This is a genomic window from Bradyrhizobium sp. URHC0002 (genome assembly GCF_054059515.1).
Genome location: NZ_JBSSCF010000001.1, coordinates 1,793,809 through 1,818,206, shown reverse-complemented (window position 1 = coordinate 1,818,206; position 24,398 = coordinate 1,793,809). Strand labels below are relative to the sequence as shown.

At 64.3% G+C, this 24,398-nt stretch carries 22 protein-coding genes and 1 riboswitch; of the genes, 14 read left to right on the top strand and 8 right to left on the bottom strand.

The features are described 5' to 3' along the window. The first annotated feature begins 11 nt into the window (after nt 1–11). From soxB to ACVWVY_RS08560, 3 genes are all read left to right on the top strand, one after another. Nucleotides 12–1,766: a thiosulfohydrolase SoxB gene (gene soxB / locus ACVWVY_RS08570; protein ID WP_456625967.1), complete on the top strand. Its 1,755-nt coding sequence runs from the start codon at nt 12–14 to the stop codon at nt 1,764–1,766. Continuing rightward, nucleotides 1,763–2,224 carry a DsrE family protein gene (locus ACVWVY_RS08565; protein ID WP_456625966.1) on the top strand — a complete coding sequence of 154 codons (462 nt, stop codon included), beginning with the start codon at nt 1,763–1,765 and terminating at the stop codon, nt 2,222–2,224. Before soxB ends, ACVWVY_RS08565 begins: the two co-directional genes overlap by 4 nt. Nucleotides 2,225–2,384: 160 nt before the next feature. Continuing rightward, nucleotides 2,385–3,425 carry an MBL fold metallo-hydrolase gene (locus ACVWVY_RS08560; RefSeq protein ID WP_456625965.1) on the top strand — a complete coding sequence of 347 codons (1,041 nt, stop codon included), beginning with the start codon at nt 2,385–2,387 and terminating at the stop codon, nt 3,423–3,425. 143 nt (nt 3,426–3,568) lie between these two features. Here the strand turns inward: ACVWVY_RS08560 and ACVWVY_RS08555 are convergent, their stop codons facing one another. Genes ACVWVY_RS08555 through ACVWVY_RS08545 form a run of 3 tightly spaced genes read right to left on the bottom strand, consistent with a single transcriptional unit; the run spans nt 3,569 to nt 6,227 of the window. Further along, a complete protein-coding gene (locus tag ACVWVY_RS08555) occupies nt 3,569–4,405 on the bottom strand; it encodes an ABC transporter substrate-binding protein (RefSeq protein ID WP_456625964.1) in 837 nt (278 codons plus the stop codon). Beyond that, nucleotides 4,405–5,187, bottom strand: a complete 783-nt coding sequence (locus ACVWVY_RS08550; RefSeq protein WP_456625963.1) for an ABC transporter ATP-binding protein — start codon at nt 5,185–5,187, stop codon at nt 4,405–4,407. Before ACVWVY_RS08550 ends, ACVWVY_RS08555 begins: the two co-directional genes overlap by 1 nt. Continuing rightward, nucleotides 5,184–6,227 (bottom strand): FecCD family ABC transporter permease, encoded by a 1,044-nt coding sequence (locus ACVWVY_RS08545; protein WP_456625962.1) that lies wholly within the window; start codon nt 6,225–6,227, stop codon nt 5,184–5,186. The genes ACVWVY_RS08550 and ACVWVY_RS08545 overlap by 4 nt, the downstream gene beginning before the upstream one ends. 146 nt (nt 6,228–6,373) lie before the next feature. Next, nucleotides 6,374–6,573: riboswitch (cobalamin riboswitch) on the top strand. A 114-nt stretch (nt 6,574–6,687) separates the two neighbouring features. Between ACVWVY_RS08545 and ACVWVY_RS08540 the strand changes: the two genes are divergently transcribed. From ACVWVY_RS08540 to ACVWVY_RS08525, 4 genes are all read left to right on the top strand, one after another. Beyond that, nucleotides 6,688–8,946 carry a TonB-dependent receptor gene (locus ACVWVY_RS08540; protein WP_456625961.1) on the top strand — a complete coding sequence of 753 codons (2,259 nt, stop codon included), beginning with the start codon at nt 6,688–6,690 and terminating at the stop codon, nt 8,944–8,946. 127 nt (nt 8,947–9,073) lie between these two features. After that, nucleotides 9,074–10,078 carry a DUF6925 family protein gene (locus ACVWVY_RS08535; RefSeq protein WP_456625960.1) on the top strand — a complete coding sequence of 335 codons (1,005 nt, stop codon included), beginning with the start codon at nt 9,074–9,076 and terminating at the stop codon, nt 10,076–10,078. 114 nt (nt 10,079–10,192) lie between these two features. Further along, a complete protein-coding gene (locus ACVWVY_RS08530) occupies nt 10,193–10,432 on the top strand; it encodes a transcriptional regulator (RefSeq protein WP_456625959.1) in 240 nt (79 codons plus the stop codon). A gap of 6 nt (nt 10,433–10,438) precedes the next feature. Beyond that, nucleotides 10,439–10,729 carry a hypothetical protein gene (locus ACVWVY_RS08525; RefSeq protein WP_456625958.1) on the top strand — a complete coding sequence of 97 codons (291 nt, stop codon included), beginning with the start codon at nt 10,439–10,441 and terminating at the stop codon, nt 10,727–10,729. Nucleotides 10,730–10,826: 97 nt separating this feature from the next. On the opposite strand, the gene ACVWVY_RS08520 is transcribed toward ACVWVY_RS08525, so the two are convergent. Then, nucleotides 10,827–11,069 (bottom strand): hypothetical protein, encoded by a 243-nt coding sequence (locus tag ACVWVY_RS08520; RefSeq protein WP_456625957.1) that lies wholly within the window; start codon nt 11,067–11,069, stop codon nt 10,827–10,829. Nucleotides 11,070–11,195: 126 nt separating this feature from the next. Between ACVWVY_RS08520 and ACVWVY_RS08515 the strand changes: the two genes are divergently transcribed. Beyond that, nucleotides 11,196–11,393, top strand: coding sequence for a hypothetical protein (locus ACVWVY_RS08515; protein WP_456632486.1), 198 nt, complete (start codon nt 11,196–11,198; stop codon nt 11,391–11,393). 125 nt (nt 11,394–11,518) lie between these two features. On the opposite strand, the gene ACVWVY_RS08510 is transcribed toward ACVWVY_RS08515, so the two are convergent. Then, nucleotides 11,519–12,757, bottom strand: a complete 1,239-nt coding sequence (locus ACVWVY_RS08510; RefSeq protein WP_456625956.1) for a hypothetical protein — start codon at nt 12,755–12,757, stop codon at nt 11,519–11,521. Between the two features lie 277 nt (nt 12,758–13,034). Here ACVWVY_RS08510 and ACVWVY_RS08505 point away from each other — a divergent pair, with 277 nt between their 5' ends. Continuing rightward, complete coding sequence (locus ACVWVY_RS08505; RefSeq protein ID WP_456625955.1) at nt 13,035–14,249, top strand: MFS transporter; 1,215 nt, start codon at nt 13,035–13,037, stop codon at nt 14,247–14,249. A 98-nt stretch (nt 14,250–14,347) separates the two neighbouring features. Beyond that, the gene (locus ACVWVY_RS08500; RefSeq protein ID WP_456625954.1) at nt 14,348–16,090 is read left to right on the top strand and encodes an N-acyl-D-amino-acid deacylase family protein; all 1,743 of its coding nucleotides are present in this window, start codon (nt 14,348–14,350) and stop codon (nt 16,088–16,090) included. A gap of 61 nt (nt 16,091–16,151) precedes the next feature. On the opposite strand, the gene ACVWVY_RS08495 is transcribed toward ACVWVY_RS08500, so the two are convergent. Together ACVWVY_RS08495 and ACVWVY_RS08490 are read right to left on the bottom strand one after the other, a co-directional pair. Beyond that, on the bottom strand, nt 16,152–16,811 hold the full coding sequence (locus ACVWVY_RS08495; protein WP_456625953.1) for a glutathione S-transferase family protein: 660 nt from the start codon (nt 16,809–16,811) through the stop codon (nt 16,152–16,154). 4 nt (nt 16,812–16,815) lie between these two features. After that, nucleotides 16,816–18,102 carry an MFS transporter gene (locus ACVWVY_RS08490; RefSeq protein WP_456625952.1) on the bottom strand — a complete coding sequence of 429 codons (1,287 nt, stop codon included), beginning with the start codon at nt 18,100–18,102 and terminating at the stop codon, nt 16,816–16,818. A 259-nt stretch (nt 18,103–18,361) separates the two neighbouring features. Here ACVWVY_RS08490 and ACVWVY_RS08485 point away from each other — a divergent pair, with 259 nt between their 5' ends. The 4 genes from ACVWVY_RS08485 to ACVWVY_RS08470 are packed head-to-tail and all read left to right on the top strand — an operon-like array spanning nt 18,362 to nt 23,006. Next, nucleotides 18,362–19,048 carry an ABC transporter ATP-binding protein gene (locus ACVWVY_RS08485; protein ID WP_456625951.1) on the top strand — a complete coding sequence of 229 codons (687 nt, stop codon included), beginning with the start codon at nt 18,362–18,364 and terminating at the stop codon, nt 19,046–19,048. Then, complete coding sequence (locus ACVWVY_RS08480) at nt 19,045–21,507, top strand: FtsX-like permease family protein (RefSeq protein ID WP_456625950.1); 2,463 nt, start codon at nt 19,045–19,047, stop codon at nt 21,505–21,507. The genes ACVWVY_RS08485 and ACVWVY_RS08480 overlap by 4 nt, the downstream gene beginning before the upstream one ends. Then, entirely contained in the window at nt 21,497–22,582 is a 1,086-nt protein-coding gene (locus ACVWVY_RS08475; protein ID WP_456625949.1) for a lipocalin-like domain-containing protein, read from the top strand. The genes ACVWVY_RS08480 and ACVWVY_RS08475 overlap by 11 nt, the downstream gene beginning before the upstream one ends. Nucleotides 22,583–22,613: 31 nt before the next feature. Then, nucleotides 22,614–23,006 carry an MAPEG family protein gene (locus ACVWVY_RS08470; protein WP_456625948.1) on the top strand — a complete coding sequence of 131 codons (393 nt, stop codon included), beginning with the start codon at nt 22,614–22,616 and terminating at the stop codon, nt 23,004–23,006. Between the two features lie 158 nt (nt 23,007–23,164). Here ACVWVY_RS08470 and ACVWVY_RS08465 read toward each other — a convergent pair whose 3' ends face one another. Further along, on the bottom strand, nt 23,165–24,358 hold the full coding sequence (locus tag ACVWVY_RS08465; protein ID WP_456625947.1) for an ABC transporter substrate-binding protein: 1,194 nt from the start codon (nt 24,356–24,358) through the stop codon (nt 23,165–23,167). Nucleotides 24,359–24,398: the final 40 nt, after the last annotated feature.

Genomic DNA, 24,398 nt, shown 5'->3' with positions numbered 1-24,398 from the left:
CGGAGACCCGCATGACCATCCGCCGCCGCGACTTCCTGACGCTAGCGGGCGCCGCCACCCTGTCCGGCAGCCTGCCGCGGCTCAGTGCGCAGGCGGCCGATAATAATGCAGGCGTTTACGATCTCGAGCGCTTCGGCAATGCGCGCATCCTGCACATCACCGACACCCACGCGCAGCTTCGGCCGGTGTTTTTTCGCGAGCCGAGCGTCAATCTCGGCGTCGGCTCGATGCGGGGCAATCCGCCGCATCTGGTCGCAAGAGCCTTCCTCGATCGTTTCGGCATCCGCCCCGACAGCGCGGACGCCTATGCGTTTACCTGTATTGAATTCGAAAAGGCCGCCGGACGATTCGGCAAGCTCGGCGGTTTTGCGCATCTGAAGACGCTGGTCGACCGGATGCGCAGCGAGGCCGGCAGCGGGCGCGCGCTGCTGCTCGACGGCGGCGATCTCTGGCAGGGCACCGGCCTTTCCAACACGCTGCAGGGCGCCGACATGGTGGATGCCGCCAACCTGCTCGGCATCGAGGCGATGACCGGCCACTGGGAATTCACCTATGGTGAGAAGGCGCTGCGCGCCAACCTCGAACGCTTCAAGGGCGAATTCCTGGCGCAGAACGTTTTCCTCACCGAGGAAGCCGCCTTCAACGACGCCAAGGCGTTCGATCCGGCATCCGGCCGCGTCTTCAAGCCGTCCGTCATCAAGGAGATCGGCGGGTATCGTGTCGCCGTGATCGGACAGGCGTTTCCCTACGTGCCGATCGCGCACCCGAAGCGTTTTACGCCGGACTGGAAGTTCGGCATCCGCGACGAGGAACTGCAAAAGCTCGTCGATATCCATCGCAACACCGACAAGGTCGACGCCGTCATTCTGCTCTCGCATAACGGCATGGATGTCGACCTCAAGCTCGCCAGCCGCGTCACCGGCATCGACGTCATTCTCGGCGGCCACACCCACGACGCCGTACCGCAGCCGGTTCCCGTGACCAATCCGGGCGGCGTCACCCTCGTCACCAATGCCGGCTCGAACGGAAAGTTTCTGGCCGTGCTCGATCTCGAACTCGGCAAGGGTAAGGTCGCCAATGTGCGCTACCGGCTGCTGCCGGTGTTTTCGGAATTGCTGAAGCCCGATCCGGCGATGCAGACACTGATCGACAAGACCCGCGAGCCGCATGCGGCCGCACTCAGCGAGAAGATCGCTTCCGCCGACCGCCTGCTCTATCGCCGCGGCAATTTCAGCGGCACGATGGATCAACTGATCTGCGACGCGCTACGCGGCGAGTTGAATGCCGAGATCGCACTGTCGCCGGGTTTTCGTTGGGGCACCACCGCGCTGGCAAGCCAGCCGCTGACGATGGAGGACGTGATGGCGCAGACCGCCGTCACCTATCCGGAGACCTACGTCCAGACCATGACCGGCAGCCAGATCAAGGACGTGCTGGAAGACATCTGCGACAACCTCTTCAACACCGACCCTTATTACCAGCAGGGCGGCGACATGGTCCGCGTCGGTGGGCTTGCCTACACCTGCAGTCCGAACGAGAACGTGGGCAAGCGGATTTCCGAACTCAAGCTCGACAACGGCCATGCGCTGCAAGCCGGCAAGCACTACAAGGTGGCGGGCTGGGCCTCCGTCAACGAGCAGACCGGCGCGCCGATCTGGGATGTGGTCGCCAAACATCTGCGGTCTGGCAAACCGCCCAACCGCTCCGCGTCGGGCGTGACGCTAAAGGGCGTTGAAGACAATCCCGGCATTGCAGGACAGGGATGACAGGTTTTTCAACCATCATTCGCGCGATATCAGCGGCGCTTCTGATCGCAGCCGCCGCGCCCGATGCCCACGCCCAGCAGGTGCCGCTGCAGGACAAGCCGTTTGCCGAGCACAAAATCGTGCTGCAGCTCTCCGACAACGACCCGCGCAAGCAGGGCCTCGTGCTCAGCGTCGCCAGCAATTTGATGAAGCACTACGATCCCGACAAGGTCGCGATCGAGGTCGTGGCGTTCGGCCCCGGCATCGAGCTGCTGCGTCCGGAAAATCCCAACCGCAAGATGGTCGAGAGCCTGGTGGCGCAGGGCGCCCGTTTCGACATCTGCCTCAACACCGTCGATACGATCGAACGTGAAGCGGGCAAGCGTCCGGAGTTCATATCGGCGGCGACACCGGTGCAGGTCGGCGTCGCACAGATCCTGTTTCTGACGGAGAACGGATATACGCTGGTAAGACCGTGACGGCCCCCACGTCATTGCGAGCGCAGGCAAGCAATCCATAGCGCCGCAAGCCGAGACATGGATTGCTTCGCTTCGCTCGCAATGACGGCGGAGAGAATTACAGAAGCGAGGTTGAGATTACGCCCGCCCGAGCTAGTCAAAATTTATTGGAACAACGGCCATGATCTTTCGTCAGCTTTTCGACAGTGTTTCCGGCACCTACAGCTACCTGCTGGCCAGTCGCGCCGGTGGCGAGGCGCTGATCCTCGATCCCGTACTGGAGAAGGCCGACCGCTACTGCCAGCTCCTGCGCGAACTAGATCTGCGGCTGGTGAAGGCCGTCGACACCCATCTCCACGCCGATCACGTCACGGGCCTGGGCGAACTGCGCGACCGCACCCAGTGCATCACCATCATGGGCGAGCAGAGCAAGGCCGACGTGGTGTCGATGCGGGTTTCCGACGGCGACAAGGTCATGATCGAGGGGCTCAGCCTCGATGTCATGTACACGCCCGGCCACACCGACGATTCCTACTCTTACTTGATGGGCGATCGCGTCTTCACCGGCGATACGCTGCTGATCCGCGGCACCGGCCGCACCGATTTCCAGAACGGCTCTTCGCGCGCGCAGTATGAATCGATCTTCAATCGACTGCTGAAACTGCCTGACGAGACCATGGTATTCCCCGCCCACGACTACAAGGGCGATACGGTTTCCACCATCGGCGAGGAGCGGCGTTACAATCCGCGGCTTCAAGTGCGCTCGGTCGACGAATATATCGAGCTGATGGCCAATCTGAAGCTGCCGAACCCGAAGATGATGGACGTGGCGGTGCCTGCCAACATGCATGTCGGCCTGCATCAGGAGGAGCTTGCCAAGCAGGGGCTCGCGCTCAGCGCCCTTGATGCGATCAAGAGTCTCGGCCGGCCCGACATCCTGCTGGTCGATCTGCGCGAGACCAGCGAGCGCGCCAAGCACGGCACGATCTCGGGCGCCCTGCATGCGCCCTACCCCGGCATCGCCGAGAGCCTCAAGCCCGGCGGCATGCTGCGCGAAGTCGCCGCCGCCACCGGCCGCCGCGTGGTGTTCTTCTGCGCCTTCGGCGAGCGCTCGGCGATGGCGGTAGCCGCGGCGAAGAATGCGGGTCTTGCCAACACCGCGCACATCGAAGGCGGCATCGATGCGTGGAAGAAGGTCGGTGGGCCGGTGGTTCACGGGTAAACTTTATGGGATGGTCGTCCCTGCGAACGCAGTCCGTAGGGTGGGCAAAGGCGGCGCTTGCGCCGTGCCCACCATCTACCAACGGATTGCCTCTAGATGGTGGGCACGCTTCGCTTTGCCCACCCTACGGCAGCGAGGGCGTATCACCGCCCCACCCGCTTCACCTCCGCCGTCAGCGCGTCGAGCGCATCCGCCAGCAGCACGCCGCCGCATTCGGTCATGCGTTCCGGAATCACGATGCGCTTTTCCGGCGGATAGAAGCGCTCCAGCGCAGGATGCAGCAGGAACGCCTGGCCATCATCTCTCGCATAATCGCCGGCCTGCGAAACCACGATGAAGTCCGGCCTCAAATTCACGATCGCCTCCAGCGAAGCAAATCCGCCAAAGGCGAAGCCGAGATCGCCGGCCGCGCTGCGCAACCCGGTTTCGGCCAGCAGCGAACCGACAAAACTGTCGCTGCCCGCGACCCAACCGCGCCGCGACAACGGCAGCACGCGATAGTGCCGTTCCGAGACCGCGCGGCGGGCGCGCGCCAGCGCCGCATCAAGCCGCGCGATTTCCAAAGCCGCACGATCGGGGTGACCGGTGATGTCGCCGGCCTCGCGGATCTGCTGCCGCGCTTCGTCGAGGGTTCGCGGCACGGCGAGTTCGGCGAGGCGAAGTCCCTTGGCCTTCAACAGCTCCCGCGTCGAGCGCTTGTCGAACGCGCTGGCGACGACGATGTCGGGCCTGATGAGCAGCACATCCTCGGCTCCCCCTGATAACACCGGATAGCGGCTGATGTCGCCGGCCTGCGATTGCCAGCCGTCCCGCGCAAACCGGCTCAATCCCAGAATCTGTTCGGGGTCGGCCAGCGTCAGCAGCAACTGATCTGTGCAGACATTCATCGACACCAGGCGCGGCAGACTGGCTGCGAGCACGGTGCTGCCCGGCAACGCAAGCACCATCATCGCGACCAGAAATGCCAGCCGCCGCTGCATCAGATATCCGCCCACGGCACGATCACCGCCTCGCGCTGGAATTCCGCGCGATAGGCCGAGATCCGAAACACGTCAGCCATCACCTGCTCGGACAGCGCCTCTGCCGGCGCGCCCTGCGACACCAGCCGGCCTTCGCGCAGCACCAGCACATGGTCGGCAAACCGCGCGGCCAATCCCAGATCATGCGTCACCACGATGACGAGCACGCCCTTGTCGGCGGTCGCGCGCAAATTCTTCATGACGTCGATCTGGTGCCGCGGGTCGAGCGAGGCAGTCGGCTCGTCGGCCAGGATGACCGGCGCCTCCACCGCCAGCGCGCGGGCCAGCGCCACGCGGCTGCGCTCGCCGCCGGACAATTCCGTGACGCGGCGATCGCTGAACTCCATGACGTCGACCGCCTGCATCGCGCGCAGCACCGCCTCCGCATCCCTGGGCGACAGTCGCGCCGGATCGGTGGCGCCGTGCGGATAGCGGCCGAGCGCCACGATATCGCGCGCCGGCAGCGGCCAGTGCACCACATGCCCCTGCGGTAGATAGCCAAAACGTTTTGCGCGCTCGCGCAGCGGCAGCGACGACAGCGTTTGGCCGCCGATCTCGATCTCGCCTTCGGACGGGATCAACCCCGCCAGCGCCCGTAGCAGCGTGGTCTTGCCGGCGCCGTTCGGCCCGACCAGCGCCACCAGATGGCCCGGCGACAGCGACAGCGAAACCTCTTTCAGCACGACGCGGCCGGCGAGCCGCACGCCGATGCCCTTTGCGGTCAGAAGCGCCGTTTCGCTCATGCGACGCCTCCGCCGAGCGCGCGGCGTTCGCGCATGATCAGGTAGAGGAAGAACGGCACGCCGATGATCGAGGTCAGCACGCCGACCTTGATGTCTGAGGTCGAGGGGATGATGCGCACCGCGATATCGGCCGCCAGCAACAGCGCGGAACCTGTGAGCGCACTCGGCACCAGAAGCCGCCCAGGGTCGTGGCCGATCAACGGCCGCATCAGATGCGGCGCGACGAGCCCGATGAAGCCGATGGTGCCGGTGACGGCGACCGCGCCGCCGACGCCGAGCGCCACGCCCGAAATCACGAACAGCCGCAACCGTCCGACATCGACGCCGAGGCTTTGCGCGGTTTCTTCGCCCAAGCTCAGCGCGCGAAAGGCATGGCGCTGGCTGAACAGCATGATCGCGCCGGCAATGATGAAGGGAAACGCCAGCATGACATGCTGAAAGCTGCGGTCCTCCAGCGAGCCGAGCAGCCAGAATGCGATCTCCAGCACCACAAAGGGGTTGCTGGAAAGGTTCATCACCAGCGCGGTGGCGGCGCCCGCGAAGCTCGATATCGCCAGGCCTGAGAGAATGAGGATCAAAAGCCCGGCATTGCGGCCGGCGATCGAAAGCAGCACGAAAACGGACGCGAACGCCGCGATGATCGCCGCCACCGGCAGCGCATAGGAGCGCACGTCGGCCAGCCCCAGCGCGATCACCAGCACGGCCCCGAACGCGGCTGATTGCGGCGCGCCGAACAGCGAGGGCGAGGCCAGCGGATTGCGCAACAGACCCTGCAGCGATGCGCCCGACAGCCCGAGAATGGCGCCGATCGCCAGCGCTAGCAGCGTGCGCGGCAGGCGGATTTCGCGCACGATCACCTGCGACACGTCGCTGCCGCCGCCGAACAGCGCTTGCGCCACCGCAAGCGGCGACAGCCGCACGGGCCCGATGCCGAGCGAGATCAGCATCAGCAGCGCAACGAGCGCGGCAAGCGCCGCCACAGCGCCGATCCGCCGGCGTGCGGCATCCTCGTTGGTCAGGGTTGCGGCCTCAACACTCATCGATCGTCCTAAAGCAGTTTTACCCGCCCCGGTACAGGAGCTCAGGCAAGGAGCAGGCAGCGGTGCTCATGCGGCAAAAATAGCGCACTCGTCCAGTGAGGATCGCAAGCGCGCCCAAGGCGGATTGACTCGAACTTTGACAAACTTCTACCATAGTTCCTGACGGTTCCCGTTTTGGGGATCAAAAGGGAATGCGGTGCGGGGAAAATCCCCAATTCCGCGGCTGCCCCCGCAACTGTAAGCGGCGAATCCTTCGTCATATGCCACTGGGAAACTCGGTCCTGGGAAGGCGACGATGGGGTAACGACCCGCGAGCCAGGAGACCTGCCGTCAGCCGTGGTCACACGCGAAGATGTCGGTCGGGGAGTACAGGCATTAGCTTCACTGGGTTCGCGAGAAGCGAGATGGTGAGACTTGGTTCGCTGTGACGTACCACTGACGTCATACCGAGGTTAAGTCCATGTCTTTCACAACCCCCGCGAAGCGGCATAGTGCGCTGCTGCTCGCCACCAGCATCCTTGCGCTGAGTGGCTCGCCCGCTTCGGCGCAAACGCCACCAACGGCCCTGCCCCCGGTCGAGGTCAGCCCCCCCACCGACCCGAACAAGACTCGCGCCCGGCCGCTGGACAACGACGGTAGCGGCACCACCACCCGTCAGGCGCGGACCACGCGGCCTTCGCGCGGCGCCGGCACGGGGACCTCCGATGGCGCAAGCCCGGGTACCGCCGACGCCGGCGGCACAGGCACCGGTGGCCGGCAATTCAACGGCATCGTCGGCACCGCCTCCAGCGTGATCACGGCGCAGGACATCGCCCATTCGCCATCAAACAACCTGCCCGACATTCTCGCGCAAGTACCCGGCGTGCAGCTCACCTCGCTGTACGGCGTTACGGCGAATGGCGCGAAGACTTCTGTAGATCTGCGCGGCTTCGGCGCCTTCGCGACCTCGAATACGCTCATCCTGGTCAACGGCCGCCGTCTCAACGATGTCGACATGGCACAGGTCGATCTGTCGACCATCCCGCTTCAGTCGATCGAGCGCATCGAGATCACGCGCGGCAACAGCGGCGCGGTGCTCTACGGCGACAACGCGATCGGTGGCGTCATCAATATCGTTCTGAAAAGCGGCGTCGGCGGTCCGCCGGTGACGATGCGGGCCGAGGCCGGTGTCGGCTCGTTCAACACGCGTCTCGCAAATATCTCGGCAGCGACCAATTACGGGCCGTGGTCGACCTCGTTCTACGGCAATGCCATCAAATCCGACGGCTATCGCGACAACAACGCGCTGGACCAGAAGAACGGCGTCGGCAACCTCAACTACACGACGCCCGACCTCAAGGCGTTCCTCACCGTCACCGGAGATGACCAGAAGCTGGGATTCCCCGGCGGTCGCATCGTCAGTCCCTTGCAAGGCATCAACGAACTGGTCACCGACCGCAAAGGCACTTCAACGCCGTTCGACTACGGTAACCAGCAGGGCGCCAGCGCGACGGCCGGCTTTACCAAGACGATCATCGACGGCGTCGACCTGATCGTGGATGGCGGCGTTCGTGACAAGAAGTCACAGGCTGGCTTCTTCGGCACGCTGCCGACCATTCCTTTCAACTACGTCGACAGCCATCTGCAGACCTGGTCGATCACGCCGCGCCTCAGCATCAAGAATTCGCTGTTCGGCGTGCCGTCACAGATCCTGACCGGCATCGATTACTACGATGCCACCTTCAATTCGGACCGGCCGCTGTTCAAGGGCGCGCAGCCGATCCACGTCTACGACCTGTCGCAGCAATCGCTGGCCGGATACTGGCAACATACCGTCGGCCTGGCGCCGACCACCGACTTCGCCTATGGCGCCCGGGTTCAGAACACGTGGCTCAGCGCGCGCGACCGCCTGAATCCCACCGCACCCGGCACTTTCGGTTTCGAAACCCAGGCGCTCCCGCTCGACAGCAGCGAAACCAATTACGCACTGCATGTGGGTCTCGAGCATCGTTTCAACGACGTGTTCTCGGTATTCGGACGCGCCGCGCACGCATTCCGCACGCCGAATGTCGAGGAACGCGTGGCCTCTGGACCCTTGCTGCCATTTGCGCCCTTCCCGGGCCCGCCCCAGGATTTCAAGCTGAAGACCCAGACCTCGCACGACATCGAAGGCGGCTTCCGCATCAAGAGTGGCGGCTTCCAGATGCAATCGAGCATCTACGGCATGGACCTCGAGAACGAGATCCATTTCATCCCGGCGCTGTTCTACAACGTCAACCTAGATCCGACCCGTCGTTACGGCTCGGAGACCAGCGCTTCGCTCCGCGTCAGCGACACCGTGCTGCTTCGCGGCGGCATCGCCTACACCCGCGCGGTGTTTCGCGAGGGGGAGTTCGAAGGCAAGGACGTGCCGCTGGTGTCGCGCTACACGGCAAGCGGCGGCGTGACCTGGAACATCTGGCAGAACTACCTGGTGTTCGATGCCACGGTGCGCGCATGGAGCGAGCGCGTCATGGACAACGACCAGGAGAACATCCGGCGCCGCATCCCGGCCGACGCCACCGTCGACTTGAAACTGAGCGGCGCTTACGAACACTTCTTCTGGTCGCTGAGCGTGAACAACCTGTTCGATGCGCAATACTACGACTACGCCATCGCCAGTTCGTTCACGCCCGGCCGCTTCGCGGCCTACCCGTTGCCCGGACGTACCTTCTTGGTGAAGGCCGGCGCAACGTTCTAATCCGAGCAGCCGGATCGGCCTTGTGCCGGACCGGCTTGTCCTGACCTCACGAGACGGTATTCTCCCGAGCATCCTGCCCGGGAGAATACCCCTTCATGCCTGAACCGCTTCCGTTCCGATGGCTTCGATGAGCGCCAAAGCCATCGATCTCTTGCAGCGGGAAATATCCAATCCCGACACGCAATGGAGCCTCGGCTCCTTCGACGCCATCGCCGAATTTTCGCGCGACCATGGCGAGCCGGTGCGCCTCGTCCAGTCGGCGGAAGCCGTTTCGGCCGTGACGCCGCGTGGCGGCATCGCCCTGAAGCCACACACTGCCATGCGCCCCTTCGCGTCGGAGGGCATCACCAAAACCGGGTGGAATCAAAGGATCGCGCTATGCCTGCCGCAAGATGATTGCGCCATGAACCAGCGCGTCGCGCTGACCGAGATCGGCCCCGATCATCAGGCGCTACGGGAGGAAGATCGGAACTCCGTTCTGTTCGATCTCGGCCTTGGCGCGCTGCAGGCGGATTTCTGCGTCCGCATCAGCGATCGCAGCCTCGCCGCGGGGCTGCGCGAACACATCGGCCGCGCCGTGTTCGACCCCGGCAATCCCGCCATGGCAATGATCCTCGCGGCCAATCCGCACCGCGTCTTCATCAGCCGGCTCGGCCGCATCGAGGTCTATCAGCCGATCCCGCCGCCATCGGGCAAGAGCCCGGAAGGTCCCCACACCCATGTGCTGCCGAGGCTATTGAAAAGCGGCCGCACCCATCCCGCGACCGAGCCGGTCCCTGAAGGTCTGGTTCCCTGCGCGCATCTCTATCCGCCGCATCCGGCGCGGGACGGCCTGGGTGAGGCCCGGCCGTTCGACGCCACGCACCATGATGCCTTTCAGCGGATGATGGCCACCTGCGGCGATCCCGCAGCCCTTGCGACCAAGCGGCGGGTGGTCGATGCGGTGCTTGCCGGTGAGCCGCCCAAGGCGGTGGCCGGCGACCGCCACGGCCGGATCAGCGTCCGCATTGCGTTGCGGCAACTGAAGTCGCAGGGGCACGCGTCAGCGGCGCTGAGCGCCTGGCTTGCGAGCTTCGATTCTGCGGCCCCAGACGAGGCCGACGACGAAGCTGCCCTTCATCATGAAGGCTGATTTGACAAGAAAGTGGGGCTTTTTCGACCGAAAATAACATCCTCAGCGCCCCAAACCGTGATAAACCGCCCCAAGACCGCTCGACGATATCTGTCGTGATTTCAGAGGTATGCCATGAACGATGAGCCGAAGAGCGCCGCGGAACTGAAAGAGATCAGGTTGAACCGCAAGCGCACCCAGGAAGTCGAAGGCATCAAGGCGATGGCCGAGATCGCGGCCGCCGACGTCGCGATCCGAAAGCGGACCGAGAAATTGCGCGCGCTGCGTCTGGCGAAGGAAGCAGCGGACCGCGAAAATCCGCCGGAACCGGCGGTCAAGAGCAAGGCCAAGACCAAAGCCGCCAAAAGAGGCTGACCTGAAATGACGAAAGAGGATCGTGATCGCGCCCAAGCACGCGCCGACAAGGTGGCAAGGGCGGCTCAAGATGCGAGATCCGGCAAGGCGGAACGTGACGCCACTGCCAAGGCCGTGCTCGACAACATGGCGAAGCTGAAGGCATTGCGGCTCGCGCGCGAGGCCGCCGAGCCGCAGCGCGCCCCCGCCGCGAAGGCCGCAAAGAAGGCGTCCGCCAGCACCAAGCGGTCGAACGAGAAGCCGGTAGCCCTGTCCGACTGGCTGGCGAGCCAGCAGAACGGCGGACGGCGAACCTGAGGCAGGACTCTTACGGGTGTGTCTCGTCGTGCCCGGGCCAAGACGCGCTTCGCGCTTTGGCCCGGCTGTGAAAAAATAAAGTCAGAGATCCGCGGCGTTACGCCGGCCCCGGCCAATCGATCATCGAACGCGTCTTGTTCTCGGCATCGTAGACCTGCACCTGAAGCATCTGAAACTTGTTCTTCAGGGCCATGCCCGCCTCTTCGGCGGCCTCGACCGTTTCGTGATGCGATTTGAAATGACCGTCGACCACCAGCGAGTAACCGGTGGTCGGCGCTTTGTCGGCGCGGATGGTTTTGCGCGGCTGCGGTTCGTCCGCCGCAGGGCGGGGCTTCTTCATGCTGGCTCCGTGTGAACGCCCTCTTGGACTGAACGCCGCAAAAAGGGCAGGAAAGTTCCTGTGACCGGCGCTAACATGCCGGCCCAACGCGATTAGATTGAGGTCATGCCGATACTCCGAATCGGCATGCAGCGCAAACGCCGATTGATCCGGCAAAAAAGGCATCAGATGGGCGGAACGGGCAGGAAGAACGAGCCTCCGAAGCCGGCGGACGACAAACCGAAAAAGCCGGAGCGCGCGCCGGTTGAGGATGAAGACTACGAGGACGGCGACATCGCCACGCCGAAGCGAGACAGCCACGGCAATGATGATGAGCCGTTGTAATGCAACACACCGGATTGTCGTCGCCCGGCTTGACCGGGCGATCCAGTACTCCGAGGCGTTCGTAGTCGACCGGGAGGCTGCGGCGTACTGGATCGCCCGCCTTCGCGGGCGATGACAAGTTGAGGTTAGCCAAACCCCTCCCCCTCAATCGTCCGAACACTTGCCATATCCAGCAGATGCGCGCCAAACCCGCCGCGCGCAAGTTTGACCGCTGACTTCGGCGAGGCCAGCAGCAATGCGGCCGTCATCGCAAGCGGCACGGCGCTGATCCAGTCTGATCGCACCGGCGTGAGTTCTTCGGTGCTGCCGGCATATGGCCCGCGCTTCGCAAACAGGCGCAAACATTCCCTCGCAATATCGCGCCGCGCGCCACCGCGCGCGCCACATCCGAGCAGTGCCTGCATCGCCAGATGCGTGAGTATGCCCTCACGGCCCTCGGGCAACGCTGCCGGCGTCTCGCCCAGCGAGATCAGAAGCAGCAACCCGACCAGATCGACGCCGGAGCGATACGCGTTCATTGGCTCGACCAGGCGCGGATTGCAATCGATCAGCAACGGCGCATCACCATCATCGGGCAAGATGTAGTCGATCGATAGCGCGCCGTGCCAGTCGAGGGCTTGTCCGATTTTTTCGAGATGCGTGCGAACGACGGGCCGCCTCACGCTCTGCTTGATCGCCTCGCCGCCGCCTACGCCGGCCATGACCTGTCGATAGCCATGAAAAACGATCATCTGGCCGCGGCAAAACACCGACTGTGCCTTCTCGGTCGTTCCTGCGATGAGGTCTTGCACCAAGACCTCATCGGCGAATGCATCGCCGGCACCGAGATCGTGCAGTGCGCCTTCGAGATCGCCGGCATTGCGGATGAACCAGATGCCACGGCTCGCGGTGCCGACCGAAGTCTTGACGACGGCGGGAAATCGGAGGGCTTCACGCAATTGCTGCGCGGACGTCACGATGCGCGTCGGCGGCTGCGGCAGCCCCAACCGATCGAGCAGCCGGCTGAACCCGGCCTTGCTATGCGCGGTGCGGTAGCTCGCGAAACTCGGCAACGCGAGACCGGCGCGGCCTTCGATGCGTGGCTTCGCCCGGGCAAACAAAAATCCCTGCTCATGCGTGGGCAGCAGCACGTCGAATTTCCCGTCGGCCAGCCGCTGCTCGATGAAGGCCAGATAACCGGCGGGATCATCCCGCAGCCCGGGGCAGCGGTGAAATTTTCGGACGAAGCGCGAGAACCGCGACAGGCACCACGGCGAGGGATCGCAGACCTCGACGTGATGGCCCGACAGGCCCAGAATCGTGATGGCCGAGGTGCTGGAACCCTCGGAAACGAGCACGCGGAGCGGTTCTAAGGCATCAGGCATGTCCGATCATTGCCGTGCCGGCGCACCTTTGTCTCCCCGATTCAATGACGCATTTTGCGCGGCCCTGCCCTCCGCAGGGGCAGCCATGCAGCTCTATTCATGGACAAATAACGCCTAGCCACTATTTTCACGAGCGCTTAGAGCCCTTTCCGTTCCAATGGAATCGGAACGGGGCTCTCGATTTTTGATTTGTCGCGTTTTCTTGCCGCGAACCGGTCCCCACTTCGCTGGAAAACGCTCCGGCCGGGCCATAAAAACTACGGGATTTTGAGCTGACATGGTCGACATTCTGGCCGCACCGCAACAAGCCAAAGCGGACGCTTCGCTGCGTACGCTGGCTGCGATTTCGGCCGCCCATTGGGTCAGCCATTTCCATCTCTTCGTGCTGCCGATGCTGTTTCCGTTCCTGAGAGAACAACTCGGCGTCGGCTATATCGAGCTCGGTTTTGCGCTTACCGTATTCGGCGTCGTCTCCGGCCTGACGCAGGCCCCGATCGGCTATCTCGCCGACCATATCGGCGCGCGAAAAGTCCTGCTGATCGGCCTCGCCGTCGGCGGCCTGGCGCTGATCATGCTCGGCCTGCATCTGAGCTACGTCTCGCTGGTCGCCTGCGCCGCGCTGCTTGGCCTCGCCAACAGCGTCTATCACCCGTGCGACTATGCGATCCTTTCGACACATATGGATGAAGCGCGGATGGGCCGGGCGTTTTCGGTCCACACCTTTGCGGGCTTCCTTGGCGGCGCGGTGGCGCCCGCGATCATGGCCGCGCTGGTGGCAACCGTCGGCGGGCTCGGCGCGTTGATCGTGGCCGGCGCGGTCGGCCCTGTTGTGGCGCTGCTGTTGATCGCCGCCCGCATTCCCGATGCGAGCTCGGCTGATCGCAAGGAAGATGGCGCTGACGCGCCGAAGCAAAGCGTCGTCACGCCCGCGATCATCGTGCTGACGATCTTCTTCATGCTGCTCGGCCTGTCCAATGCCGGCATCAGCAATTTCGGCGTCGTCGCGCTGATGAGCGGCTATGGCGTGACATTCTCGGCCGCCAATATCGCGCTGACCGCCTTTCTCGGCGCCAGCGCCGTCGGCGTGCTGGCCGGCGGCTATCTCGCCGACCGCACCCAGCGCCACGGCAATGTCGCCGCCGCGTGCTTTGCGATCAACGCCGTCATCATATCAATCATTGCGACGGTCAACCTGCCGTCGGCCGTGCTGACCGCCGCGATGGGGCTGGCCGGATTCCTCGGCGGCGTCATTGCACCCTCGCGCGACATGCTGGTGCGGAACGCCGCACCGGCAGGCGCGGCGGGCCGCGCGTTCGGCATCGTCTCCACCGGCTTCAATTTCAGCGGCATCCTCAGCCCGCTATTGTTCGGCTGGATCATGGACCAGAACCTGCCGCATTGGGTGTTCGGCGCGTCGGTCGCCTTCATGGTGCTGACCGTCCTGCTGGCGCTGGTGACCGACCGCAAGCCGGCGGAACCCGCTCGGGCGTAGCTCCCTCGCGATGCATTCCTGAGCCTCGCCGGCGGCGGTTGACAGCCTCCGGCAGCATCGGATGATGCGCCAACAAAACCAGAACCGGGATGGAAGCCATGACCTCGACCCCCGACCTCGTGATCCGCGGCGGCACCATTGCCGATGGCAAGGGCGGCGAATTGTTCGAAGCCGACGTGGCGATCTCCGGCGGCCGCATCACCGACGTCGGCAAGATTGCCGCGAAGGGCCAGGAAGAAATCGACGCCAAGGGCAAACTGGTCGCGCCCGGCTTTGTCGACGTCCACACCCATTATGACGGCCAGGTCACCTGGAGCCAGGACATCACGCCCTCCTCGCAGAATGGTGTCACGACCGCGATCATGGGAAATTGCGGCGTCGGTTTTGCGCCATGCCGTCCGGTCGATCATGTCAGGCTGATCCAGTTGATGGAGGGCGTCGAGGACATCCCAGAGCCGGTGCTGAGCGCCGGCATTCCCTGGGCCTGGGAAAGCTTTCCGGATTACATGGAGTGGCTGTCGAAGCGAAGTTTCGACATGGATATCGGCGCGCAACTGCCCCACGCAGCGCTGCGCGTCTACGTGATGGGCGAGCGCGGCGCGCGCCGGGATCCCGCAACGCCTGATGACAACAAGGCGATGGCGGCGCTCGCCGGAGACGCCGTGCGATCAGGCGCACTCGGCTTCTCGACCTCGCGTACGCTGAACCACCGCACTTCGACAGGTGACTACACACCGACGCTGAAAGCGGGCGAAGATGAATTGACCGCGATTGCGGCTGCGATGCACGGCGTCGGCCGCAGCGTGCTGCAATTCGTGCTCGACCAAAGCACCGTGGACGAAGATCTGCCGATGATGCTGCGGGTCGCCCAGAATACCAAATGCCCGATCTCGTTTTCCGTAGCGCAGGCCGACAAGGCACCGCGGCGCTGGCGCCAGACGATGGACACCATCAATGAAGCCGCCGCCCGCGGCCTGTCGATCACGACCCAGATTGCCGCGCGTCCCGTCGGGCTGCTGCTTGGGCTCGAATTATCACGCAACCCGTTCCAGACTCATCCGAGCTATCGCGCGATCGCCAAGCTGCCGCTGGCTGAGCGGCTGACGCATTTGCGTCGGGCGGAAGTACGCGCGGCCATCCTGAGCGAGACGGCGACCGCGACCGACGATCCGCTGTTCTTCCGACCAAACTACGACAAGATGTACCTGCTCGGTAACCCGCCGGACTACGAGCAGCTGCCGGAAAATGCGCTCGGCCCGCAGGCCCGCCGCCAGGGCCGGCAGCCGGAAGAACTCGCCTACGAGGCGATGCTGACGGACGAAGGCCGCGGCATGCTCTATGTGCCGTTCCTCAATTATGCCGACGGCAATCTCGATGCCGTGCATGAGATGCTGCGCGAACCCAGCGCCGTGCCGGGACTCTCCGACGGTGGCGCGCATTGCGGCATCATCTGCGACGCCAGCTTCCCGACCTATCTCCTGACGCACTGGACGCGCGACCGCAGCCGCGGCGAAAAACTCTCGATCCCGTTCGTGGTGGCCGCGCAGTCGCGCAAGACCGCGCTCTCGGTCGGGCTCTACGACCGCGGCGTGATCGCGCCGGGCTTCAAGGCCGACGTCAACGTCATCGATTACGACCGACTGCATCTGCATCCGCCGAAAGTGCATTACGACCTGCCGGTCGGCGGCCGTCGCCTGATGCAGCAGGTCGACGGCTATGAGGCCACCATCGTCTCCGGCGTGGTGACGCAGCGCGGCGGCAAGGCAACCGGCGCGCGTCCAGGCAAACTGGTACGCGGCGCGCAGGGTTCAAAGCCGCAGTTGGACGCGGCGGCGAGTTAGGGCGGCGCTGGTTCAACAGACTCGTTGTCGTCCCTGCGTTCGCAGGGACGACGAGAAAGCGCTATGCGGGTCGCAACATCGAGAGCCGCAGATCCGAACCCACCGGCATCAATTCATAGGGCGGCTGCCAGCCCGGCAGCGCTGCGAGGCGCTCGCGCCAGGCATGGAGCGCCGGAAAATCCGCCGCGATGTCGAAGCCGGTCTCCTCCTTGGGGTAATACACATATCCCGCCAGGGAAAAATCCACGATGGTGGGCTTGTCGCCGAGCATGAACGCGCGATTGGCGAGATGTTTTTCCGCGATCGCAAAGCTCGCCTCGGTGCGCGAGCGCAGGAACGACAGGATGGCCGGATGCACCGGCTCCGGCATGAATGACCTCTGAAACCGGTGCATCGCATGATTGTTCGTGAACTTGTGATTATCGAACATGATCCAGCGCAAGGCCTCGTATCGCTGGTCAGCGCCGGGCGCAAACTTGCCGGTGGTTTCCGCGAGCCAGATCAGGATCGCGCCCGACTGCGACATAAGCTGCCCGTCGACTTCAAGAACCGGGACCTCGCCCATCGCGTTCATGCCGGCCCGCCAGCCCGGATCGCGGGTCTGGCCACCGGCAAAATCGACCCCGACGGGCTCCCAGTCGAGACCGGCGCAATTCAGATAGAGCGCCAGCTTATAGGAATTGCCCGACGCGCCGATGCAATGAAGCTTGTAGCGGGCCATCCGTTTACGCAAACTTCGGCTGCACTGTCGCCTGAGCCATCAGCCTTGCGCGCTCGCTGTTAGGCCAGAGCAGCAACAGCCCGAGCAACCCCGACGCGACCATCACTACCGCATTGATGATGAAGCCGGTGATGTAGCCGTCGAGCGGCACTGCCGCGTTCTGGATCACGATGCCCATCACGGAAGGGGCAATCATTCCCGCAAACGTATAGATCGCACCGTAGATCGCGAGCACGGCGCCGCGCTGCTGCACCGGTGTGAATTCGCCGAGCATCGGCGGGCAGACCACATAGATCGACCCGCAGAGTCCGGAACCGACCACGAGGAACGCGATCTGCAATCCCGCGCCATTGACGAGAGGCAGCGCCGCGAGGATCAATCCGCCGACGATCAGCGGCACCGAGCCGAGCACGCCGCGCGAGACGCGCGTCGTGAAGCCGCGCGCCAGCATCACCTGCGAAATCCACCCGGTCAGCAGCACGATGGTGGCGCCGAAGACCCAGGGCAGCACCGAAATCCAGCCCGCGTCCTTTTGCGAGAAACCTAATCCCTTGACGATGAAGGGCGTGAACCAGGTCAACCCGAGTGATAGCGCCCAATAGGCGCCGAAGGTCGCGGCGCAGCAGCCGATGAACGTCCGCGAAGTCAGGAGCTGGAAATACGGAACGGGCGGATCGGCGGCGGCCATCGCGACCGTCTGCACCAACGGTCCCTCCTTGCCCATCACCAGCCACGCCACCACCCACATCAGGCCGACCACGCCGAGCGCGCCGAAGGCGTAGTGCCAGCTATGATTGACGATGATCCAGTTCAGTGCCGGCACCGCCAGGATCACGCCGAAAGCCGAGCCTTGCGAGAGAATGGCCGTCGGCAGCGTTCGCTTCTCGTCGGGAAACCACTTATAGAGCGCGTGCGCCGCCACCGCGAACGCCGGCCCCTCGCCGGCGCCGAGGATGATGCGGCAGATCACGAGCGTGGTGAAACTGACGGTGCCGACCATCGGAAACTGCGCCACCGACCAGATCACCGCCATCACGAGCAGCACCCAGCGGGTGTCAACACGATTGGCGATGAAGCCGACGACGATGGCCGAGATCGAGAAAAGGATGAAGAACGAGGAGCCGAGGAAGCCGAACTGCTCCGGCGAGAGCTTCAACTCGTCCATGATCGGCGCGCCAGCGAGGCCGACCACAATCTTGTCGGCAAAGTTCACCAGCATGAACAGGAACAGAAGGAAGGTGATTTTCCAGGCGCCCTTCGGCGTCCCCTGGGGCGTCGGTTGCGCGGTCATGGCTGGTTTCCCCGTTTATCTTTACTGGCTCTGTAAGAACGGCCGGTTCCAATGGTACAAGGGGGGTCGCGGGCAAGGCAACCCGGATTTTTCCGGAGAACCCCCGCCCCGCAACTGCTGACTGCCGCGGCAGGCGCGCGCCACAACCGGATCACGATCACGTCGCGGTGCGATTGAGCCGTGATCCGGGGCATGCGCCCTGATATGTTGCTGCCATCACGCTAGGAGATTTCATGGTCAGATCGGTTCATCGTCGCGCATGACCAACGGCAATCTCAGTGTGACCGGTCCGGTGCTTCATGTGGCCGGCCTGACCAAGAGCTACCGCACGGCCGGCGAACAGGTCGCGGTGCTGCGCGGGGTGAATCTCTCGGTCGCCGCCGGCGAGAGCGTCGCACTGACGGGCGAATCCGGCAGCGGCAAGAGCACGCTGCTGCACCTGATCGCAGGCCTCGATGCGGCCGATGGTGGCGAGATCAGGCTGGCGGACGCTCAGGTGTCCGATCTCAACGATGCCGGCCGCGCGGAATTGCGCCGCGACCGGCTCGGCCTGGTGTTTCAGCAATTCAACCTGATTCCGAGTCTCACGGTGGAAGACAATTTGGTTTTCCAGTCGCGCATTGCCGACCGTCACGACGCGGCCTGGCACCACGAACTGGTGGAGCGGCTCGGGCTCGGCAATTTCCTCAAACGCTATCCCGAGCAATTGTCCGGCGGCCAGCAGCAACGCGTCGCGATCGGCCGGGCCCTGGCCGTCAAGCCGCTGCTGCTGCTTGCGGATGAGCCGACCGGCAATCTCGACGAGGACACCGCGGACGAGGTGCTGGCGCTGGCGCGCGATCTGGTGGCGCGCAGCGGCTGCGGTTTTCTGATGGTGACCCACAGCGAAAGGCTCGCCGCTACGCTCGACCGGCGGGTCAACCTCCATGCCGGGGTGATCGCGTGAAGCGCGCGCTGTGGACGCTGGCCATATTGCTGAGCCATTGGCGGCGGCATCCGATGCAGCTCGCGACCCTGTTGATTGGATTGATCTCGGCGACCGCGCTGTGGAGCGGCGTGCAGGCGCTCAATCAGCAGGCGCGCACCTCCTACGATCGCGCCGCCGCCACGTTCGGCGGGACGCGCACCGCGATGCTGGTCGCACGCAGCGGCGCAGGCTTTCCGCAAAAGCTCTTCGTCGACTTGCGCCGCGCCGGTTGGCCGGTCTCGCCGATGCTCGAAGGCCGCATCCAGATCGAGGGACGGTCGTTCCGCCTGTTGGGCATCGAACCGGTGACGCTGCCCGCGGAAGTCGGCAACGCGCCTGCGATCGGCAGAGCCGATCTGCAATCCTTCATGACGCCGCCGGGCGCGATGCTGGTGGCGCCGGAAACGCTTTCCGATCTCAAACTCGCGGAGGGCGCCCGCCCGCAAGCCAATGGCGGCGCATTGCTGCCGCCGCTTCGCGTGCAGGCAAACCTCGTGCCCGGCGTATTGGTCGTCGACATCGGCATCGCGCAGAGCCTCCTGAAAATGCCGGATCAGCTCTCGCGCCTCCTGATCGGCAAGGCGACGGGCAGGCGCGCGCCGCTTGAAAGCATTGCGGGCGACAGGCTTCGCCTGATCGAACCCAACGCGGAGACCGACCTCGAACGCCTCACCGACAGTTTTCACCTGAACCTGACCGCGTTCGGCTTTCTGTCGTTCTTCGTCGGACTCTTTATCGTCAATTCGGCGATCGGACTGGCATTCGAACAGCGGCTGCCGGTGCTGCGCACCTTGCGCGCCTGCGGCGTCTCGGCGCGGATGCTCAACGCCGTGCTGGTGTGTGAACTGGTGTCGCTGGCGCTGATCGCGGGGCTGATCGGCCTCGTATGCGGCTACTTCATCGCCGCTGCGCTGCTGCCTGATGTCGCCGCATCGCTGCGCGGGCTCTACGGCGCGCAGATTCCGGGACACCTGACGCTGGAACCGCAATGGTGGATCGCAGGCATCGCCATCAGCATAGCGGGCGCGCTCGCGGCGGCCGCCACCAGCCTGACCAAGGCGCTGCGGCTGCCGCTGCTCGCCGCTGCCCAGCCGTACGCGTGGCAACAGGCGCAGCGGCGCTGGCTGACCTATCAGAGCGCGCTGGGGCTCGCAGCGTTCGCGGCCGCCGCATGTCTGCTCTGGTTCGGCGATTCCCTGATTTCGGGGTTTGCCGTGCTCGCGGCGCTGATGTTCGGCGCGGCGCTGATCCTGCCGATGTTTCTGGAGTTCATGCTGTCGCTTGGTCAGCGCTATGCGCGAGCCCCGGTCAGCGTCTGGTTCTGGGCCGACAGCCGCCAGCAATTGTCCGGGCTGTCGCTCGCCCTGATGGCGCTGTTGCTTGCACTATCCGTCAATGTCGGCGTCTCCACCATGGTCGAGAGTTTCAGCCGCACGTTCCTGGTCTGGCTCGACGGGCGGGTGGCCGCGGATGTCTATGTTAACGCCGCCAACGACGCGCAGGCCCACGAGATCAAGGCGTGGCTGCGCGAGCGCCCCGAGGTCGAGGCGATCCTGCCCGGCGGCCGCGCCGATACGCAATTGGCGGGCGCGCCAATCGAGGTGCTGGGCCTGCCCGATCACGCCACCTATCGCGACAACTGGCCGCTCCTGGAATCAGCCGACAATGCCTGGATCAAGCTTCGTCCCGGCAATGCGGCCCTCGTCAGCGAACAACTGGCGCGGCGCCTGCACCTGTCCGTCGGCGACCGCATCGAGGTGCCAGCGTCGGGCGGAAACTGGCCGCTCGACGTGGTCGGCATCTATGCCGATTACGGCAACCCCAAGGGCCAGATCGCGGTGAACTTCGCCGCACTGACGCGACGCTTTCCGGAAATCCCGCTGACGCGCATGGGATTGCGGGTCGCCCCGCCAAAGATACCCGCGCTGATCTCGGGCTTGCAGGAAAAATTCGCGCTCGATGACCGCAACGTCGCCGATCAGGCGACGATGAAGGCGGAATCGACCCGGATCTTCAACCGCACCTTTGCGGTGACCGCCGCGCTGAACGCCTTCACGCTTGGGGTAGCCGGCGTCGCGCTGTTGACGAGCCTGCTGACGCTGGCCAATTCCCGCCTGCCGCAGCTGGCGCCGCTATGGGCGATCGGCATCACGCGGCGGCAGCTCGCGGCGATCGAGCTTCTGAAGACGATGTCGGTGGCGCTGATCACCACCATCTTCGCGCTTCCGCTCGGTCTCTTGGTCGCGTGGTGCCTGCTTGCGGTGGTCAACGTGAAGGCGTTCGGCTGGCGGTTGCCGTTTCACGTCTTCCCGCTGCAATTGCTGTGGCTCACAGGTGTCGCGATGGCGGCGGCGCTTGCCGCATCTGCGCTCCCCGTCATCCGGCTGGCGCGCATGCAGCCGGCGAGCCTGATCAGGATCTTTGCCAATGAACGGTAGCGGTCGAATTACCCGCCGCGGGTTCATTGGCGGCACGCTCCTCGCCGGACTAGGCGGCAACGCGCTCGCGCAGGGTTTTGCCGGACTTGGTGAAAGCGCGGATGGATTCGCGAGCGTCGTACCCGGCAGGACATTCGCCTTCCCCGCCGACCACGGGCCCCATCCGGAATTCCGTATCGAGTGGTGGTATGTGACAGCCAATCTCGCCGACGCGCATGGGGCGGCCTACGGCGCCCAATGGACGCTGTTTCGCCAGGCGATCGCGGCGGGCGGGCCAGAGGAAGGCTGGGCCAACCAGCAGATCTGGATGGGCCATGCCGCCGTCACCCGCGCCGATACCCATCGCGTCAGCCAGACATTTGCTCGCGGCGGGGTCGGCCAGGCCGGCGTCGACGCCAAGCCGTTTCGCGCCTGGATCGACGCCTGGGAAATGCGCGGGCTCGATCCGGTGAACGATGAAAATATCGCACCGTGTGAACTAAAAGCATCGGGCGCCGATTTCAGCTACGCGCTGCGCCTCGACGCGGAACGTCCGCTGGTGCTGCAAGGCGACGGCGGCTACAGCCGCAAATCGCTGCGCGAACAGGCCTCCTATTATTACAGCCAGCCGCACTACACGGCGAAGGGCGTCCTCACCATCGACGACAAACCTGTCGACGTCACCGGCATGGCCTGGCTCGACCGCGAATGGAGCAGCCAGCCGCTGGCCGCGGACCAAAGCGGATGGGACTGGCTCTCGCTGCATTTCAATTCCGGCGACAAACTGATGCTGTACCGGATGCGCCAGACCGACGGCCAGCATTACGGCTCCGGCAAATGGATCGCGCCCGATGGCAAGACCGAACAACTCGCCTCCGCCGACATCACGATGACGCCACTGACCTTCACCGAGATCGAGAAACGAAAGATCCCGACGACCTGGCGTATCGCCATTCCGGGCATGGCGCTGTCGATCGAATGTACACCGCTCAACGCCCGAAGCTGGATGGGCACCAGCTTTCCCTATTGGGAAGGCCCGATCCGCTTTGCCGGCAGCCATACCGGGGTGGGCTATCTGGAGATGACGGGCTATTAAGCGCATCTACGAAACAGGGGGAATTTCAGCGATGTATCACTTCACCGCGCTCGTCACCTTGCTGGCGGTCCTGGTCTACTTCTACTCATCTATCCTGGTGTCGCGGGCACGCGGCAAATTCGGCGTCAAGCTGCCGGCCATTTCGGGCAATCCGGATTTCGAGCGCGTGTTTCGCGCGCAGATGAACACGCTGGAGTGGCTGCCGATCTTCCTGCCGTCGCTGTGGCTGTTTGCGATCTATATCGGCGATGGCATCGCGGCCGGGATCGGGCTGGTGTGGGTGGTCGGCCGCATTCTCTACGTGTTCGGCTATGCCAGGGCAGTCAAGGACCGCAGTCGCGGCTTTGCGATCCAGGCGCTGGCGGCGATCGCGCTGTGGGTGGGAGCGTTTGGCGCGATTATATGGCGGATTGTGCAGGCGTGAGCTGCACTCTATGTCGTCCCTGCGAACGCAAGACGACGGAGAGGCGTACTTCACCAGACTCGTAGGGTGGGCAGAGGAGCGAAGCGACGTGCCCACCATCCATCAGCGAACGAGCTGCGAGATGGTGGGCACGCTTCGCTTTGCCCACCCTACGGCTTTTACTTCACCAGCGGGCAGCCGGAATCCTTCGCCGCCGGAAACGCCTTGTCGCCGGGGACCACGGCAAGCTGCTTGTAGTAATCCCACGGCTTCTTCGATTCAGACGGCTTCTTGACCTCGAACAGATAGAGGTCGTGCACCATGCGGCCGTTTTCGAGCACCTTGCCGCCCTGCGCGAAGTCGTCGTCCACCGGAAGCTCCTTCAGCTTCTTGGCCACCGCCTCGGTGTCCTTGGTGCCTGCCGCCTTGACCGCCTTCAGATATTGCAGCGTCGCCGAATAGGTGCCGGCCTGGATCATGTTCGGCATCCGGCCGGTACGCTTGAAGAAGCGTTCGGCGAGGTTGCGGCTCTTGGCGTCGCGGTCCCAGTAGTAGCCTTCCGTCAGCACCAGGCCCTGCGCGGCATCAAGCCCGAGGCCATGCACTTCGGCGAGCGTCAGCAGCAGGCCGGCCAGCTTCTGGCCGCTCTTGACGATGCCGAATTCCGACGCCTGCTTGATCGAGTTTGTGGTGTCGAGACCGGCATTGGCGAGCCCGATGATCTTGGCCTTCGAGCTCTGCGCCTGCAGCAGGAAGGACGAGAAGTCCGATGAGTTCAGGGGAATGCGAACCGAACCCAGCACCTTGCCGCCCTTGGCCTTCACGAAATCGCTGGTGTCCTTCTCAAGCGCATAACCGAAGGCGTAGTCGGCGGTCATGAAGAACCAGCTGTCGCCGCCGGCTTCCACCAATGAGCCGCCGGTGCCGTACGCCAGCGCATGCGTGTCGTAGGCCCAATGGAATCCGTAGGGCTGGCAGGCGTCGCCGGTGAGACGCGACGTCGCCGCGCCCACGACGATGTCGATTTTCTTCTTCTCCTTCGAAAGCTCGTGAATCGCGAGCGCGACCGAAGAGGTCGTCAGTTCGGTGATCATGTCGACGCCTTCGACGTCGTACCAGCGCCGCGCAATGGCGCTACCAAGATCCGGCTTGTTCTGATGATCGGCGGAGACGATTTCGATCTTGTGGCCCAGCACTTCGCCGCCGAAATCCTCGATCGCCATCTTGGCCGCCTCGAACGACCATTTGCCGCCGTAATCGGCGTAGACCCCGGACTGATCGTTCAGAATACCGATCTTGACGCCCTGCGCCGATGCCGGCGCGGCGAGCAAAAGACCACTCGCCGCAACGGCGGCCAACAATCCCGACTTCATTTTTTTCTCCCGGAATTTTTTGTCAGAGGAACCTGACGAC